Here is a 16,252-nt window from a genome sequence, read left to right as displayed (position 1 = left end):
GGGAAATCAAAGCCGAAAAACACTAAACCGCGAGGTACTGGCGAATCAGTCCGTCATCCAGATTCGCCATCCGGTCCGCCGCCACCACCGAACCTTTCTGCATCAGACGAAACTCCTTGCCCACGCGACGGGCAAAACCCAGCTTCTGCTCCACCAGGATTACCGTCAGCCCGTCCTCTTCATTGAGCTGCGTCACCACGTCCCCGATCTGACGAACGATATTCGGCTGAATCCCCTCGTTCGGCTCATCCAGAATCAATACCTTCGGATCAATCACCAGCGCGCGACCAATCGCCAACTGCTGCTGCTGACCACCGGAAAGATCCCCACCCCGGCGATGCAACATATCCTGCAACACCGGAAACAACTCAAAAATCCGCGGCGGAATCGTCTTCAGGCCATCGCGGCGCGCCGGCAAACCAATCTGCAGATTCTCCTCCACCGTCAACAACGGAAAAATATCCCGTCCCTGAGGTACATAACCAATCCCCATCTTCGCCCGCGCCTGTGCCGGCCGCCCCTCAATCGGCTTCCCCTCATACAGGATCTGCCCATCACTGGCCGGCAACAAACCCATCAGGCACTTCAACAGCGTCGTCTTGCCGGCGCCATTTCTTCCCATAATGCAGGTACAGGAACCCTGCTCGATATTCAGGTCCAGATCCCAGAGAATCTGCGTCCCGCCGTATTTCTGATTCAGTTTCTCGATCCGGATCACGCTTCTTCTCCCAGATAAACCTCGATCACATCCCGGTTGTTCTGCACCTGATCCATGGTGCCCTCCGCCAGCACTGAGCCCTGATGCAACACCGTCACCGTGCGCGCGATACTGCGTACGAACTCCATATCGTGCTCAACCACAATCACCGTGTGTTTGCCGGCCAGGGATGTCAGCAGCTCCGCAGTGCGCTCGGTTTCTTCCGCCGTCATCCCTGCCACCGGTTCATCCACCAGCAACAGGCGCGGCTCCGCCGCCAGCAGCATGCCAATCTCCAGCCATTGCTTCTGCCCGTGAGAGAGCGCACCCGCCATCTGGAAACGGGCCTTCTCCAGGCCGATGATATTCAGCACTTCGTCGATACGGTCGCGCTCAGCGCCCGAGAGTTTTGCGGTCAGTGCACTCCACACACCTTTGCTGCCCTGCAGCGACAACTCGAGGTTGTGAAAGACCGTATGCGCCTCAAACACCGTCGGCTTCTGGAACTTTCGACCGATACCCAGCTGAGCAATTTCTGCCTCGTCGTGAGCCAGTAAATCGATATTCTGGCCGAACCAGGCACTGCCGCTGTCGCACTGGGTTTTACCGGTGATAACATCCATCAGCGTGGTTTTACCGGCACCATTGGCACCGATCAGGCAGCGCAATTCGCCGTCGTTCACATACAGGTTGAGATCATTCAATGCTTTAAAACCATCAAAGCTGACACTCAGCCCTTCGAGATACAGGATCACGTTTTTTGACACATCCGGCGAACGCCGCCGCGGCACCAGAAATGGCCAGGTGGTATCCCGGCGCATCAGTTCTCGCGCCTGCCCGGTAAATTCATTCAGACTGTTCATGCATTTGCCTCCCGGCCGCTCACCCCGTTTGAGGCATCGCTATCCAGTTCCCGCCCGGCAGCTTGCTCGGGCTTGTCACCGGAAAAACGCTGCAACAAGCCTGCCAGCCCCTGGGGTAAATAGACGGTCACGATCACAAACAGTGCGCCCAGCGCGAATAGCCAGCCGTCCGGCATAATCGCGGTAAAGCGGGTTTTTGCGTAGTTCACCAACAAGGCGCCGACGATGGCGCCGTAAAGTGTGCCGCGACCACCCACAGCCACCCACACCACAACCTCAATGGAGTTGAGCGGAGAAAATTCGCCGGGATTGATAATGCCCACCTGCGGCACATACAGCATGCCCGCGACGGCGGCGATCAATGCGGAGTAGACAAACAGCCACACTTTGTAGTGCTCGGTGCGATAGCCAAGAAAACGCGAGCGCGCTTCCGCATCCCGCACAGCCACAATCACGCGACCGAGACGCGACTGCACAATCGCACGGCTGGTAAGGATCGCAATCACCAACAACAGGGTGGTAACCAGTAGCAACCCTACCCGGGTGGCATCTGACTGCAAATCAAAGCCAAGAATATCCTTGAAATCCGTCAGCCCGTTATTGCCACCAAAACCCATTTCATTGCGGAAAAAAGCCAGCATCAGCGCGTAGGTCAGAGCCTGGGTCATGATGGAAAGGTAAACACCAGTCACCCGCGAGCGGAACGCCAGCCAGCCGAACACAAACGCCAGCAGGCCGGGCACCGCGAGCGCCATCAATACCGCAAACCAGAACTGGTCCATACCAGACCAGTACCAGGGCAGCTCCTGCCAGTTGAGGAACACCATAAAATCTGGCAGATCCGGATTACCGTACACACCGCGATCGCCAATCTGGCGCATCAGGTACATGCCCATGCCATAACCGCCAAGGGCAAAAAATGCCCCGTGGCCCAGGCTCAGAATTCCGCAGTAGCCCCAGATGATATCCACCGCCATGGCGAGCATGGCAAAGCACAGATATTTCCCCATCAACGTAATGGTGTAGGTGCTCACATACAGCGGCGAATCCACCGGCAATAGCAGGTTAGCCGCGGACATGGCCAGGGTGGTGACCAGCAGTACGCCCACCAGCATGGACGAACCTTTCCCGGGCTGACGCAAGTTACTCAGCACACTGCCGACTGTACTCCATACATTCTTCACTACCGTATTCAACGCAGGGTTCACCCTAATCATTGCGCTGCCCTCCCGCGCTGTGGAAATAGCCCTTTGGGCCGCTTCTGAATAAACAGGATCAGACAGACCAGTACGATGATATTCGCCAGCACCGCACCGGTGCTCGGCTCAAGAAACTTGTTCGCCACACCCAGTGAAAAGCCACCGACCAGCGTACCCAGCAGATTGCCCACTCCGCCAAAAACCACCACCATGAACGAGTCGATGATGTAAGACTGGCCCAGATTCGGCCCCACATTGGTCAGCTGAGAAAGTGCCACACCGGCGACCCCGGCAATGCCAGAGCCCAGGCCAAAAGTCATGGCATCCACCATTTCCGTACGCACGCCCATGGCTTTCGCCATATCCCGATTCTGGGATACCGCGCGCACGTTCAGGCCGAGGGAGGATTTTTTCAGAATCATCACCAGGGTGACGAAAACCGCGATGGCAAACAGCAGAATATACAAGCGGTTAAATGTGACGGAGAACACCGGATTGATCGAAAGCGATCCGCTCATCCACTCCGGGGTAACCACCTGCATATTCAGCGGCGAGAAAATGCTGCGCACCGCCTGTTGTAGGATCAGGCTGATACCAAAGGTTGCCAGTAACGTCTCCAGCGGGCGCCCCTGCAGGTGGCGGATAACCCCGCGTTCAATCAGCACACCCACACTGCCGGACACCAAAAACGCCGCCGGCACTGCAATAAGCAGCGAATAGCCGATTGCCTCAGGCATCAACTGCTGAATCACGTAGGTGGTGTAGGCCCCCAGCATGATCATCTCGCCGTGGGCCATATTGATCACCCCCATCACTCCGAAGGTGATGGCGAGGCCGATGGCCGCAAGCAACAGCACCGAACCCAGGCTCAGGCCAAAAAACAGCTGCTCCAGCTGTCCGTAAAACTCAATGCGCCCGGAAATTTTATCCAGCGCCTTCGCGGCAGCCGCCTTGACCACCATATCCTGTTCATTTTCGTTATCGACGAGCCGCTGCAACTGGTTTCGTACCGGTGCCTCCAGGCGCTCACTCATAACCTCGATTGCCGCCAGGCGTTCGTCGGTGATACTGCTGTCGCGTAACCGTACCATGGCTTCCGCCAGATCAATCAGATCGGTTACCGCTGCGCCAACGCCGGCATCCGCGGCACTCTCTAACAGGCGCATATTCTCGGTGCTGAGATCGTCGAGAATGGCTTCAACGGCTGCGCGCTTTTCCGCCTCACTCCCGTGAAATAAATCCATCCGCCCCAGGGCACTACGCAACTGACTGCGCAGGCGGTTGTTCACACGGATTTTCTTGATGTCCCTGCGTTGCTGCACGCCAAAATCTGCGCCACTAAACACGTCGCGTCCAAGTCGGTCGCCGTCCACGTTTTTTCTGACGGCCATCAACTGACCGGTCTCCTTGTGGTAATGAAGATCCCCCGCCAGCATGGTTTCAAACAAGGGGCGCATGGTTTTTCCACCGACGCGTTCCAGATGTTCCACCAACGCTCCTGTTTCGCGCAGGCTAGCCTTGGTCAGCTGCTGCAGGGTTGCATCCATCGCCGGTGGGGCGGTGTTCGGCTGTGCCTGGGCGCAAACACTGGCAAGCAGTGCCAGCAGCAGGCCACAACACTGTATTAATTTTTGAAGAGATAGCTCTTTCACACACAACTTTTTCACAGACAACTTTTTCACAGATAGCTCCGCGACACGGTTCCCGACAACAAGCGCAAGTCGCACTTATTGGATAACACCAAAAACGGAAACAGGCCCCGGGCAATCCAATACTTCTGAATTACCGGGGCCAACTCCCTAACCAAAACACCCTACAGGCAGAGGGTATTTCGGCTCACCCTGTGTGCAGTGGTGCGTTCACTTGAGGATTTTCTTTTTGCATCATCCATGAAGAAAAAAGAGCAACCACGCACCACTACCATCGGATTACTGCACTTGGCCGCTACAGGCCTCGGACTTGGTGTTGTAATTTCCGCACTTGATCGGCGCGGTCCAGTCGGCAATCAGGTCTTTGGAACCCGGCAGGAAGTCGGACCAGGCATCGCCGGCAACAACGCCGTCGGTTTCCCACACCACTTCAAACTGACCGTCGTCCTGAATCTCGCCGATAAACACCGGCTTGGACAGGTGATGGTTTTTGTTCATCTTGGCCACACCGCCGGTAAGATTGGGGAACTCGATGCCGATCATCGCCTGCTCCACCGCATCCACTTCTGTAGAGCCGGCTTTTTCCACGGCCTTGGCCCACATATTGAACCCAATGTAAGTGGCTTCCATGGGATCATTGGTCACCCGTTTTTCGTCACCAATAAACTTCTTCCACTGCTGGACGAAGTATTCATTGGACTCACTGTCGATACCCTGGAAGTAATTCCAGGCTGCCAGGTGGCCCACCAGTGGGCCGGTATCAATACCAGAAAGCTCTTCTTCTCCCACAGAGAAGGCCACCACCGGAATATCTTCGGAACTGATACCCTGGTTGGCGAGCTCTTTGTAAAAGGGCACATTGGCATCGCCGTTGATCGTGGAAACCACTGCCGTTTTCTTGCCTGCGCTACCGAATTTTTTGATATCGGAAACAATGCTCTGCCAGTCGGAGTGACCGAAAGGTGTGTAGTTGATCAGGATGTCTTCCTTGGCAACACCATTGGCTTCCAGGTAAGACTCAAGAATCTTGTTGGTGGTGCGGGGGTACACATAGTCGGTTCCGGCCAGTACCCAGCGCTCTACTTCCAGGTCAGACATCAGGTAGTCCACAGCTGGGATCGCCTGCTGGTTGGGAGAGGCACCGGTGTAGAACACATTTTTCGAAGACTCTTCCCCTTCATACTGCACCGGGTAAAACATCAGGCCATTCAACTCTTCCACTACCGGCAGTACGGATTTGCGCGACACAGATGTCCAGCAGCCGAAGATCACATCCACTTTTTCCTTGGTCAGCAACTCGCGTGCCTTCTCTGCAAACAGCGGCCAGTCGGACGCCGGGTCCACAACCACGGCTTCCAGTTTTTTACCCAGCAGACCGCCCTTGCGATTCTGCTCGTCCACCATCATCAGGACCGTGTCTTTGAGGGTGGTTTCGCTGATGGCCATGGTCCCGGACAGCGAGTGCAGCACACCCACCTTGATGGTTTCCGCGGCCAGTGCCGCGGCGCTAATCACACTGGTACCGGCGGCGAGCGCCAGGCCGGCAACAAATTTTTTCAGTTTCATAGGAATGACTCCTGTTCGTTATTTTCGTAATTCGGTTTCAGTCTGGCGTTACAGCTGTACCTGCATGCCCAGGCTCAGCACATCGACATCGGCACCCGCGTAACCGGAGGCATTGGCATCGCCGGAGACAAAGCTGAGGTTCAAACGGGTGTTGTGGCCATTAACCACATAGTTGAGCCCCAGCTCGGTGGAGCTGCTGCTCGCAGCATCCGAAGGACTGTTTTCGACCAGGCGCGCGTAGGGCTGGAATTTGCCGGGGCCCACGTTGGACGGGAACAGATAGGCGGCGGTGGCGAAGGCAGATTCGCCGTCAAACAGGCAGAAGCAGTCGCCGACTGCCGGTTGCGAAGCGAGGGTGTAATCCGCATCAAAACTTTTGTATTCCGCCTCGACGGTGATCACACCACCGGCATCGAGCACGGTTTCTGACAGCATATCCACGGTCCAGCCGGAGAAATCGCCCGCGCTTTCCGCGCTACCCACACCGTCTTCCTGACTTTGCAGGGAGAACGCGAGGGTGAAAATATTGCCGAGCCCGCCGTAGTAGGTGGAGCTGGTGTAGTAGCCGGGGTTGGCTTCCATATTCAGAAAGTTGTAAGCGAAGCGCGCGGCGTAGAGCGGGTTTTCGTCCTGATTACTGTACTCGTCAAGGCCGATAAACGAGCCCGCGGCATACTGGAACTTGCCGGCAGTGCCCCAGAAGGTGATGCCCTCGTCACGCCCGATCAGCCCCGCCTCGCCGCCCTGGTCGGAGGCGTAAAGCGGCTGGCGATACTGGTTCCAGCTAAGGCCGTAGAACGGGCCGCTCATTTCAATACGGTCGGCCGGGGTCAGCATACGCCCCGCCCAGATATTGAACTGCGGGCTGAACTCGAACTGGGCAATCGCGTCCAGCACATCGGCGGTGTCGCCATCGCGCTGTTGCAGGTTGAAGGTAAACTTCACGGTGTCGTTCAACTGCCCGGAGGTGTAAACCCGGATATCCGGCAGAGTGAATTCACTGTCCCCTTCCACCGACTGAAACTGGGAGCGGAAGCCCGCACCAATACTGAACGTCTGCCCACCTTCGGATTCAAACTGCTTGGCCGCCGCCGGCAGTGATACCGCGCTAGCCGCCAGTACCGCCGCGGCGCAGGCGCTGCGGGCCAACATTTTCTTCGACTGCGACACGCTTTCCGACTGCGATACCCCTTGCAGTCGGAAACCTCCTGACAACATATCCATGTTTTTCCCCTTGGTCTCGATTGGTTATTTTTTGGTGCTATCGATTATTCGACCGAGCGGACAGAGGAGCCATACGCGTATTGGGGTACTGGACTACGTCATTTGACGGTTTTCAGGGCAAGGGATGAACGTACACTAAAGATCCCGGGCTTCGGGTCTCGTGCAGTGGCGGCACCGCTACCGGGTAAATCCGGTATTCTTGTTGCAAGAAAAACGATATGACGAGCAATCAGCAGTAGGCAGTACCCGGTGGTTGAGATTTTTACGGGCAACAATAACGACAACGAACAACAGGCCATGCGACCCGCACAACAGGTATTCCGCGTACGGCGGACCTACAACAAGTGGGTGGGAGACGAGACCCTCGAAGACTTCGCACTGCGGTTCACCGCCGTGCGCGGGCGACGTTTTACCATCGAACAGGTGGCCAAGACCGCCCTGGGAGCCACCGCTTTCCTCGCGCTAGAGGCCATCGCCGCCGCGGTGACCCTCAACTACGGCTTTATCAACACCGTCACCGCCATGCTCGCCGTTGCCGCCGTGATCTTTATCACCGGCTTCCCCATCACCTACTACGCCGCCAAACACGGCCTCGATATCGACCTGCTCACCCGCGGTGCAGGCTTCGGTTACCTCGGCTCCACCATCACCTCGCTGATCTACGCCTCCTTCACGTTTATCTTCTTCGCCATCGAAGCCGCCATCCTCACCTCTGCCCTGCACGCCCTGCTCGGTATTCCCCCGGCCATTGGCTATATCCTGTGTGCGGTGGCGGTGATTCCCATCGTGACCCACGGCATCCGGGCCGTCAGCAAATTCCAGATCGGTACCCAGCCGCTGTGGCTGTTTCTGCAGTGCCTGGCCCTCGGCATCGCCGCCTGGTTTGAACTGTCGCGAGTGCAGGACTGGACCCAGTACACCCCACAGCACAATCCCGCAGGAGCCGACTTCAACTGGATGCTGTTCGGCGCGGCCAGTGCGGTGTTTTTTGCGATGGTGGCGCAAATTGGTGAGCAGGTGGATTACCTGCGTTTTATGCCGGAAAAAACCCGGGAGAATCGTAAACGCTGGTGGTTCTGGCTGACCCTGGCCGGGCCCGGCTGGATTTTTATCGGGGTGATCAAAATGCTGTTCGGGTCTTTTCTGGCCTACCTCGCTATTACCGCCGGCGCGTCCAGCGAGCAGGCCGCGGACCCGGTGCGCATGTATCAGATGGTGTTCAATTATCTCACCCAGTCCCCCACCATGGCCTTGATTCTGGCGGGTGTGATGGTGGTGATCTCGCAGATGAAGATCAACGTCACCAATGCCTATGCGGGCTCCATCGCCTGGTCGAATTTCTTCTCGCGGCTGACCCGCAGTCACCCGGGACGGGTGGTGTGGCTGGTATTCAATGTGAGCATTGCATTGATCCTGATGGAGCTGGGGATTTACCGCGCACTTGAAGGGGTACTGGGGATTTTCTCCCTGGTGGCGATCAGCTGGCTGGGCTGCCTGGCGGCAGACCTGATGATCAACAAGCCGCTGGGAATCAGCCCCTCTTATGTGGAATTCAAGCGCTCCCACCTGTACGACTTCAACCCGGTGGGCGTGGGCTCGATGTTGCTGGCCTCACTGATTGGTATCGTGTGTTATCTCGGCCATTTCGGTGAAGGGGCAAAAAACTTCGCCAGCTTTATCAGCCTCGGTATCTGCTTTGTGATGGTGCCGCTGCTGGGCATCGCCACTGGCGGGCGTTTTTATCTGGCGCGCCACCGGGACTCCCTGGATGACGATGGCGATGACAACGGCAATGACAGGCAGGCACTGGGCGCCATCCAGACAGCCAAAACCTGCTGTATCTGCGAGAACGATTTCGAGCCCGCCGACATGAGCCACTGCCCGGCCTATCAGGGGCCCATCTGTTCCCTGTGCTGTTCGCTGGATTCCCGCTGCCTGGATGCCTGCAAACCGGATGCACGATTCTCCCAGCAACTGGCCTCGCTGATGAAACTGCTGGTACCGCAGCAGGTGGCCAAGCGGGTGGATGCACGCTTGGGCCGCTTTGCCACCCTGCTGCTGGGCGCCTGCGTGTGCATCGCCGGGGTGCTGTCGCTGATTTACGGCCAACTGCACCCGGCCAACCACAGCGAAGCGGAGCTGCTGAGCCAGGCCTTCTGGACACTGTTTGCCGTCCTTTCAATGATTGCGGGTGTTTTATGCTGGCTGTTCCTGCTCACCCACGACAGCCGTATCGTCGCGCAGACGGAATCCAATCGTCAGACACGCCTGTTGCTCCACGAAATCGACGCGCACAAGGAAACCGACCGCGCGCTACAGGCCGCCAAAGAACAGGCGGATCGGGCAAACAGTGCAAAAAGCCGATACCTCTCTGGTATCAGCCACGAGTTGCGCACCCCCCTACAATCCATTCTCGGTTACGCCCAACTGCTCAACCAGCAGCAGGACATCCCGGAAAAACACCGCAATGGTCTGCGTATTATCAAGCGCAGCGGCGAGTACCTGACAGACCTGATCGAAGGACTGTTAGACATTTCCAAGATCGAAGCGGGCCGACTGGATATTTATCGCAACCAGGTGCGCTTGCCGGAACTGCTGGAGCAGATGGTGGAAATGTTTCGCCCACAGGCAGAAGCGAAAGGCATCCACTTTTACTGCCATATCCACAACCGGTTGCCCTCCACCGTAATCGCCGATGAAAAACGCTTGCGGCAGATTCTGATCAACCTCCTTTCCAACGGGATCAAATACACCCGCGAGGGACAGGTGGAATTTCATATACGCTACCGCAACCAGGTGGCCGAATTCACCATTGTGGATACCGGCGTGGGCATTGATCCTGAGGACCAGGCGCGGATTCTCAAACCCTTCGAGCGGGTGCGCAACGGCACCACACCCGTAGCACCGGGCACAGGCCTCGGCCTGACCATTGCCTATCTGCTGACGGAAATCATGGGTGGCGAGTTGCGCCTCGAAAGCGAGCCCGGCAAAGGCAGCCGCTTTACGGTTTCCCTGTTGCTGTCGTGGGTGGATTCGGATCATCGTCGCGAAGTGCCGGTTCGCCGTATTACCGGCTATGAAGGCAGGCGACGCAGCGTGATGGTGGTGGACGACGAGCCCATCCACCGCGGACTGATCGGCGACCTGCTGACCCCGCTGGGATTCTCCCTGTTGGAAGCGCAGAGCGCGGAGGACTGCCTGACGCTGGTACAGCAGCAAACACCAGACCTGTTTTTACTGGATGTCACCATGCCCGGTATGGACGGGCTGGCACTGGCCGAGCGGTTGCGGGCAAACGGCATTACCGCGCCTATCGTGATGCTCTCCGCCGACGCCCATGAACGGCACCTGAAACCCGGCGACAGCGAACCGGCCCACCACGATGCCTACCTGGTAAAACCTCTGGTGAACCAGAAGCTGTTCGACACCCTGGCGCGCCTGCTGACATTCGAGTGGACCTACGCCAACGAAAATAAACCTGTCGCTAGGTCCGCGCCGCAACCCATTTCCACACAGGTACTGCCCGACCACCCGCTACTGGCCGAGTTACTGGCCTATGCCCGTATCGGCTACCGCAGCGGTGTACACCGCACTCTGGATCGGCTTGCCGCTGAATCCGTGGTAGAGAAAAATCAGATTGAAGAATTTCGCCAGCTGGCGGACACCATGCGCTTCGAACAGTTGAGCGAAGCCCTGGCCATCAAGGAGAGCGAATGAAACCCCGCGACGATACCGCAAACCCGGCGACGGCAAATGCGGACCCACACACCGGCGATATTGTGCTGGTAGTGGACGATTCGCCGGATACCCTAAGTCTGATCAACGACACACTTGAGCAGGCGGGCATCGATGCGCTGGTAGCACTGGACGGCAGCCAGGCGCTGAATATCGCCCGCCGCCTGCGCCCGGACATGATCCTTCTGGACGCGGTCATGCCGGGGCTGGATGGTTTTGAGACCTGCCGCTTGCTCAAAGCGGATCCGGAGCTGGCGTCGATCCCGGTGATCTTTATGACCGGGCTGACCGACTCGGAAAATATCGTGCGCGGACTGGAAAGTGGCGGAGTGGATTATCTGACCAAACCAATTCAGCCCAGTGAGTTGCTGGCGCGAATGAAGGTGCACCTGAACAATGCCCGCCTGACATCCAGTGCCCACCAGGCCCTGGATTCTACCGGGCAGTTTCTGTTTACCGTGGACGCCGCGGGCAGGATGCACTGGGCCACACCACAGACCTACGCCCTGCTGAGCAGTGCAGGTGTACTGGAATCGGAGTTGCAGCAAAAAATGGGCGCGGAGTTACAGGTGTGGCTATCACGCAATCCGGCTGCAGGGCACAAGCTGAAACTGGACGGGCTACAAAAACCACTGGCGGTGGTGTTTATCGAACAGCGCGACAGCAACACCTTCTTGCTGAAACTGGTCGATGACGGTGGGCCCGCGGGTGAAGAGGTTCTTCGGGAAAAGCTTGCATTGACCAAGCGGGAATCGGAGGTTTTATTCTGGATTGCCAACGGGAAGACGAATCGTGAGATTGGCGAGATTCTTGATGTGAGTCCTCGGACTGTGAACAAGCATCTCGAGGGGGTTTTTTCGAAGCTTGGGGTTGAGAATCGGACCGCTGCAGCGGGGATTGCTATTCGGGCCTTAAACCCGGATTCCTGAGGTCTTTGGTGGTCTTTTATTTCGTTGTGTGGCGGTGGAGCACCGGGGGCGGGCTTTCAGGACCGAGCTAGGCGCCCCCCTGTGAATCCATCCCTGGGCGCTGCGGCGCAAACATCCTGTTTGCGACGCTCCTGAAAGCCCGCCCCCGCCACTCCACCTGCGCGTCTAACACTGGGCTTCGTAGCTGATTAGTCTTCTGTGTTTTCTTTTTTCTTTCCGTGATTTCTGATCAGGAATACTGCTACTGCACTCACTGCAAGTGCCATCACAACCCACAGCATGTGATGCAATTCGTGCACAACACCTGCCGGGGCGTGGCCTTCGTGGGCCTGAGCAAGCAGACTGACGGTTGCGGCGATCAAAGTGGTAAATGCGAGCAGTAGTTTTCTCAGTTTCATAATTGGTCTCTACTTCTTGATGTTCTGGTGTGGGAGTTAAGCGATTGCGGGGATGGATTTTTCTTCGAGCATGCCTTCGCGCACGATGAACTGGATGATGTCTTTGAGGCCCTTCTGTGCCTTCAGGTTGGAGAAGACAAACGGGCGCTCGCCGCGCATTTTTTTTGCATCGCGGTCCATGACGTCGAGGGACGCACCCACCAGTGGAGCGAGGTCGATTTTGTTGATGATCAGCAGGTCGGAACGGGTGATACCGGGGCCGCCTTTTCTCGGTATTTTGTCGCCGGCGGAGACGTCGATGACATAGATAGTGAGGTCGGAGAGTTCCGGACTGAAGGTGGCGCTGAGGTTGTCGCCGCCGCTTTCCACGAAGACCACGTCGAGGTCGCCATGGCGGGCGATGAGTTCGTCGATGGCAGCGAGATTCATCGAGGCGTCTTCGCGGATGGCGGTGTGGGGGCAACCACCGGTTTCCACACCGAGAATACGGTCGGCGCTCAGGGCTTCATGATGGGTGAGAAACTTGGCATCTTCCTGGGTGTAGATATCGTTGGTGACGACGGCGATATCGTAGTGATCGCGCATCGCGCTGCAGAGTTCGCGCAGCAGCGCTGTTTTCCCGGAGCCTACGGGGCCGCCGATACCGACACGCAGGGTCTGCTTTTTGGTTGCGGTTAGGTTACCTGTCGTCAAGTTGACTGTAGTCATAATAATCGTCCCGTAAATACGTTCAGGATCTGAATAAACGGCTGTACTGATGTTCGTGCTTAGCGCTGGCGATGGCCAGTGCAGGCAGCCCCGCGCCGAGTTCACCATCGTCCAGCTGGTACGCGCGCCGAATTGCGGCGGGCACCTGTTGCTGTATCTCACCAATCAGTTGTTGCGCCTGGGTCTGCCCCAGCGGCACCAGTTTGGTGGCCGCGGCCACCTGATTTTCCAGCCAGGTCCACACCAGCCCGAGCATTGCCGCATCTTCGTTCAGCTGCCAGTAGTTGGCGGCAATGGCAAAGGCGGCGACGAAGCTGGTTTCCTGCCTGGGTAGAACAGGCTCTATTTGCAGTTGAACCAACAGCCGAATCAGGGCGTTGCCAGTGGCGGTGTCGGTAAGGCGCAGCTCGCGGGTCTCTCGGCAGGCCAGCGCGTAGTGGTTCCAATACTGCAATTGTTCTACGTCGCTCTGCTGCAGGGCGCGATGGCAGCGCAACAGGATGGGGCAATCCACTTGAGCCAGGGAGTCGATCAGTTGCAGCGAGAACCAGTCCCGCGTGTCGTCGAGATTCTTTACCCAGCCGGTGTCGATGGCATATTCCAGCCCCTGGGAAAATGCGTAGCCACCCACCGGCAGGCTGGCACTGGACAGTTGCAACAGGCGCAGCAGCGCCGCATCAGTGGTGGTGATGCTCATGATGCTCGTGCGCGCTGTGTGAATGATGGTGCGAATGGCTATGGGAGTGACCACCACTGTAAGCGCCGGACTCGGGTACAAAAACCGCGTTCTCCCGGGTCAGGTTCAGCCCGAGTAATTCCAGCATTTCTTCCAGTACGTGATCGGGCGTGATGCGCAACCAGCGCTCGCTTTCACCCTCCCCATTTTCCACAGTTGCAATTTGCAATTTCACATGGCGATTACCCAGGTGGTAGCAGGCGCGACTGAAGGTAAACCAGTCTTCACAACGGGCCGTGGTTACTGGCTCTGCCGCCCCCTGTACTTCGATAAACTTGCCACACTCGCTGAGTAGTATTTCGCCCACCTGCAATGGCTTTCCACGCTCCAGAAAAATGCGTACCTCGGTGCCGTCACTGGCTTGCGCACGCAGGCGGCCGCGATCCCGTTGCAGGTGATCCAGTACCACGGTGAACTGTGCAGTCTTTCCAGTCGTGGTGCCGAGGCGTTGATAGATTTCCAGAGTCAAAGCAAATTCCTCAAAATCAAAACAGGCAGTAGCGCTGGGCCAGCGGCAACTCAGTGGCGGGTTCGCAGGTGAGCAGCTCTCCGTCCGCCCGCACTTCGTAGGTCTGTGGATCAACAGTGACATCCGGTTGCCAGTCGTTCAGCAGCATGTCTTTCTTGCGGATACTGCGGGTATTTTTACAGGCCACCAGTTTGCGCTGCAGGCCGAGCTTTTCGCCCACACAATTTTCCAGTGCGGCCTGGGAGACAAACGTCACTGAAGTTTTGGCTGCGGCCAGGCCGTGGGCACCAAACATGGGCCGATAGTGCACCGGCTGGGGCGTAGGAATGGAGGCATTGGGGTCGCCCATAGGCGCGGCTGCAATCATGCCACCCTTGATAATCATGGACGGCTTGATACCGAAAAATGCTGGCTTCCACAGCACCAGGTCCGCCAGTTTCCCCACTTCGATGGAACCCACTTCGTGAGCGACACCGTGGGTGATGGCGGGATTGATAGTGTATTTGGCGATATATCGGCGCGCGCGGAAATTATCGGCACCGGCGGTTTCACCGGCCGTGTCTTCCGCTAGATTGCCGCGCTGCACTTTCATTTTGTGGGCCGTCTGCCAGGTGCGGGTAACCACCTCACCCACACGGCCCATGGCCTGGGAGTCCGAGGCGATCATGCTGAAGGCGCCGAGATCGTGAAAGATATCCTCGGCGGCGATGGTTTCCTTGCGGATACGAGAATCTGCGAAGGCGATATCTTCCGGAATACTGGTATCCAGGTGGTGACACACCATCAGCATGTCGAGATGCTCGTCTACCGTGTTTACCGTGTAAGGCCGGGTTGGGTTGGTAGAAGATGGCAACACATTTTCCGAAGCGCATGCCTTGATGATATCCGGCGCGTGTCCGCCACCGGCACCCTCGGTGTGATAGGTGTGAATCGCACGGCCTTTAAAAGCACCGAGCGTGTCGTCCACAAAGCCAGATTCATTCAGGGTGTCGGTGTGAATCGCTACCTGCACATCGTATTTTTCTGCCACAGTCAGGCAGCAGTCGATGGCCGCAGGGGTGGTGCCCCAGTCCTCGTGCAATTTCAGGCCGCAGGCGCCGGCTTCCAGCTGCTCTTCGATGGCCTCCGGCAGGCTGGCATTACCCTTGCCGAGAAAACCGAGATTCATTGGCAGGCTGTCAGTGGCCTGCAGCATCTTGCCGATATTCCACGGGCCGGGGGTACAGGTGGTGGCGTTGGTGCCGGTGGCCGGACCGGTGCCACCGCCAATCATGGTGGTGACGCCAGACATCAGCGCCTCTTCGATCTGTTGCGGGCAGATAAAATGAATATGCGCATCGATGCCACCGGCGGTGAGGATGGAACCCTCACCAGCAATAATTTCGGTACCCGGGCCGATAATGATCTCCACCCCTTCCTGCACGTCCGGATTGCCGGCCTTGCCGATACCCGAGATGCGGCCGTCTTTCACTGCGACATCCGCTTTCACCACACCCCAGTAATCGAGAATCAGCGCGTTGGTGATCACCAGATCGGGGGTCTCGGCAGAAGGGCGCTGGCTCTGCCCCATACCATCGCGAATCACCTTACCCCCACCAAACTTCACCTCGTCACCGTAGCGGGTGAAATCTTTTTCCACCTGCAACCACAGCTCGGTATCCGCCAGGCGTACGCGGTCGCCGGTGGTGGGGCCAAACATTTGCGCGTAGCTTTCTCGGTCCATCCGGCTCATGCGTCAGGCCCTCCCTCGTCATTCACATCCAGGGCGCCCATCACTTCGCCTCGAAATCCATACACCTTGCGGTCACCGGCGTACGCCACCAGCTCCACCTCGCGGCCCTGCCCCGGTTCAAAGCGCACCGCGGTGCCGGACGCAATATTCAGGTGAAAACCACGGGCTTTTTCCCGCTCAAATCGCAACGCCGGATTGACCTCATAAAAATGATAGTGGGAACCCACCTGCACCGGACGATCACCAATATTTTCGACCCGCAGCGTGCACGTCTCGCGGCCGGGGTTAAGTTCGATATCGCCTTTGTCCTGCGCGACCTGAATTTCTCCGGGAATCATTTTCTGCCC

Annotated in this window: 14 protein-coding genes; 2 read left to right on the top strand and 12 right to left on the bottom strand. The window is 57.6% G+C overall.

Annotated elements, in window-relative coordinates:
• Positions 1-22: 22 nt before the first annotated feature.
• The 6 genes from urtE to Q1A74_RS09725 all read right to left on the bottom strand — a co-directional run bounded on the left by urtE (position 23) and on the right by Q1A74_RS09725 (position 7,198).
• A complete protein-coding gene (urtE, locus tag Q1A74_RS09750) occupies positions 23-718 on the bottom strand; it encodes an urea ABC transporter ATP-binding subunit UrtE (protein WP_299595189.1) in 696 nt (231 codons plus the stop codon).
• Positions 715-1,518 (bottom strand): urea ABC transporter ATP-binding protein UrtD, encoded by an 804-nt coding sequence (urtD, locus tag Q1A74_RS09745; protein ID WP_299595595.1) that lies wholly within the window; start codon positions 1,516-1,518, stop codon positions 715-717. Before urtD ends, urtE begins: the two co-directional genes overlap by 4 nt.
• A 38-nt stretch (positions 1,519-1,556) precedes the next feature.
• Positions 1,557-2,675 (bottom strand): urea ABC transporter permease subunit UrtC, encoded by a 1,119-nt coding sequence (gene urtC / locus Q1A74_RS09740; protein WP_299595593.1) that lies wholly within the window; start codon positions 2,673-2,675, stop codon positions 1,557-1,559.
• A 98-nt stretch (positions 2,676-2,773) separates the two neighbouring features.
• Entirely contained in the window at positions 2,774-4,441 is a 1,668-nt protein-coding gene (gene urtB / locus Q1A74_RS09735; protein WP_299595187.1) for an urea ABC transporter permease subunit UrtB, read from the bottom strand.
• Positions 4,442-4,687: 246 nt separating this feature from the next.
• Complete coding sequence (gene urtA / locus Q1A74_RS09730) at positions 4,688-5,974, bottom strand: urea ABC transporter substrate-binding protein (RefSeq protein ID WP_299595185.1); 1,287 nt, start codon at positions 5,972-5,974, stop codon at positions 4,688-4,690.
• 48 nt (positions 5,975-6,022) lie between these two features.
• Entirely contained in the window at positions 6,023-7,198 is a 1,176-nt protein-coding gene (locus Q1A74_RS09725) for a hypothetical protein (protein WP_299595183.1), read from the bottom strand.
• A 249-nt stretch (positions 7,199-7,447) separates the two neighbouring features.
• Here Q1A74_RS09725 and Q1A74_RS09720 point away from each other — a divergent pair, with 249 nt between their 5' ends.
• Positions 7,448-10,915 carry an ATP-binding protein gene (locus Q1A74_RS09720; protein ID WP_299595181.1) on the top strand — a complete coding sequence of 1,156 codons (3,468 nt, stop codon included), beginning with the start codon at positions 7,448-7,450 and terminating at the stop codon, positions 10,913-10,915.
• The gene (locus Q1A74_RS09715; protein WP_299595179.1) at positions 10,912-11,862 is read left to right on the top strand and encodes a response regulator transcription factor; all 951 of its coding nucleotides are present in this window, start codon (positions 10,912-10,914) and stop codon (positions 11,860-11,862) included. Before Q1A74_RS09720 ends, Q1A74_RS09715 begins: the two co-directional genes overlap by 4 nt.
• Before the next feature lie 188 nt (positions 11,863-12,050).
• Here Q1A74_RS09715 and Q1A74_RS09710 read toward each other — a convergent pair whose 3' ends face one another.
• Genes Q1A74_RS09710 through Q1A74_RS09685 form a run of 6 tightly spaced genes read right to left on the bottom strand, consistent with a single transcriptional unit; the run spans position 12,051 to position 16,243 of the window.
• Positions 12,051-12,260, bottom strand: a complete 210-nt coding sequence (locus Q1A74_RS09710) for a hypothetical protein (protein WP_299595177.1) — start codon at positions 12,258-12,260, stop codon at positions 12,051-12,053.
• Positions 12,261-12,296: 36 nt separating this feature from the next.
• Positions 12,297-12,968, bottom strand: a complete 672-nt coding sequence (gene ureG / locus Q1A74_RS09705) for an urease accessory protein UreG (protein WP_299595175.1) — start codon at positions 12,966-12,968, stop codon at positions 12,297-12,299.
• Positions 12,969-12,990: 22 nt separating this feature from the next.
• A complete protein-coding gene (locus Q1A74_RS09700) occupies positions 12,991-13,665 on the bottom strand; it encodes an urease accessory protein UreF (protein ID WP_299595172.1) in 675 nt (224 codons plus the stop codon).
• Complete coding sequence (gene ureE / locus Q1A74_RS09695) at positions 13,646-14,173, bottom strand: urease accessory protein UreE (RefSeq protein WP_299595170.1); 528 nt, start codon at positions 14,171-14,173, stop codon at positions 13,646-13,648. Before ureE ends, Q1A74_RS09700 begins: the two co-directional genes overlap by 20 nt.
• Before the next feature lie 16 nt (positions 14,174-14,189).
• The gene (gene ureC / locus Q1A74_RS09690; RefSeq protein ID WP_299595168.1) at positions 14,190-15,905 is read right to left on the bottom strand and encodes an urease subunit alpha; all 1,716 of its coding nucleotides are present in this window, start codon (positions 15,903-15,905) and stop codon (positions 14,190-14,192) included.
• Positions 15,902-16,243 (bottom strand): urease subunit beta, encoded by a 342-nt coding sequence (locus tag Q1A74_RS09685; RefSeq protein WP_299595166.1) that lies wholly within the window; start codon positions 16,241-16,243, stop codon positions 15,902-15,904. Before Q1A74_RS09685 ends, ureC begins: the two co-directional genes overlap by 4 nt.
• Positions 16,244-16,252 lie beyond the last annotated feature (9 nt).

Origin of the sequence: uncultured Microbulbifer sp. (assembly GCF_947504145.1) — a bacterium.
Lineage (GTDB): Bacteria > Pseudomonadota > Gammaproteobacteria > Pseudomonadales > Cellvibrionaceae > Microbulbifer.
Note: the sequence above shows the minus strand (reverse complement) of the source record. Positions and strands in the feature narration are given on the sequence as shown.